Annotated in this window: 1 protein-coding gene; it reads left to right on the top strand. The window is 68.9% G+C overall.

Annotation, left to right across the window (positions count from 1 at the left end; genetic code table 11):
• Nucleotides 1-72: 72 nt before the first annotated feature.
• The gene (locus tag G5C65_RS37430; protein WP_165303493.1) at nucleotides 73-642 is read left to right on the top strand and encodes a TetR/AcrR family transcriptional regulator; all 570 of its coding nucleotides are present in this window, start codon (nucleotides 73-75) and stop codon (nucleotides 640-642) included.
• Nucleotides 643-1,222 lie beyond the last annotated feature (580 nt).

Here is a 1,222-nt window from a genome sequence, read left to right as displayed (position 1 = left end):
GCCCCGCTCCGCCCCGACGCAGTACTCGAAGGGCCCCTTGACAGCCCCATCTGTGAGTGGTTTATTACTCACATGCCGAAACCCACCTCACAACGACAGCTTTCGACCGCCGACGAACGGCGGAGGACAGTCCTCCAGACCGCGGTCAGCGCGTTCGCTGACCGGGGCTACTTCGGCACGAGGACCACGGACGTGGCGCAGCGGGCCGGTATCTCACAGGCGTACGTCTACCGGCTCTTCCCCGACAAGGAGGCGCTGTTCGTGGCGGTGGTCGAGCACTGTTTCGCGCGGGTTCGCGAGAGCCTGGGCGACGGGGCCGCCGCAGCGAAGGGGAGCTCCGCGCAGGAGGTCCTGGACGCGATGGGGAACGCGTACGCCGAACTCATCTCGGACCGCGACCTGCTGCTGCTCCAACTCCACGCGCAGTGCGCGGCAGCCGCTGAGCCGGCCGTCGGCGAGGTGGTGCGCAACGGTTACGCGCGCCTGGTCGAGTACGTACGGGGGGCTTCCGGCGCACCGGAGGCCGACATTCAGCGGTTCTTCGCCGTGGGCATGCTGTGCCATCTCGTGGTCGCCCTCGGCACCCACGAGGTGGATGCCCCGTGGGCCCGGACGCTGTCCGACGGGCTTCGACACTACTGAGGCCCCGGAGCCGATCGCCGCAGAGAGGGGGTGATCTCATGAACCGCACCGTCGCGACCCGTTGGGCCGCACTCGTTCCGCTGGTCGTCTTGGACGCAGCACTGTTCGTGCTGTGGCGCTGAGCACCGCGCCGCGATCTCCGCGGCTCTTTTTTGACCACAAAAGTGAGTGGTTAACCACACATGGATCAGGATCGAGGAGAACCGACATGCCACCCATCACCACCACCACACCCCCGTCGCGCGCGGAACGGCTCGCCTGGAAGGCCACGCTGACCGTCCTGCTGCTCCTGCTGGTCTTCATGGTCACGCTCTGGAACTGACCACCGCGCCCGGACCGCCTGGCGATGAGCGAAGAGTTCGCCGAAATCGCCCGGCGGGGGCTCCTCGTCCGCCATCGCCGTCAGCGCGCCGGTGTCCAGGCCGATCGCCGACCGCCGACCGCCTCGGGCGACGTTCACTGCCGATGTCCGGTCTCGTGCTGTACGCCGTATCGGCCGCCGTCGTCGTCCTGGTGTTCGTCGCCCTGCGGGAAGGGCCGCGGGGCGGGCGCGGCACGGGGCCTGCGGGCGGGGAGACCC

The organism is Streptomyces boncukensis (assembly GCF_011045075.1).
GTDB classification, from domain to species: domain Bacteria; phylum Actinomycetota; class Actinomycetes; order Streptomycetales; family Streptomycetaceae; genus Streptomyces; species Streptomyces boncukensis.
Note: the sequence above shows the minus strand (reverse complement) of the source record. Positions and strands in the feature narration are given on the sequence as shown.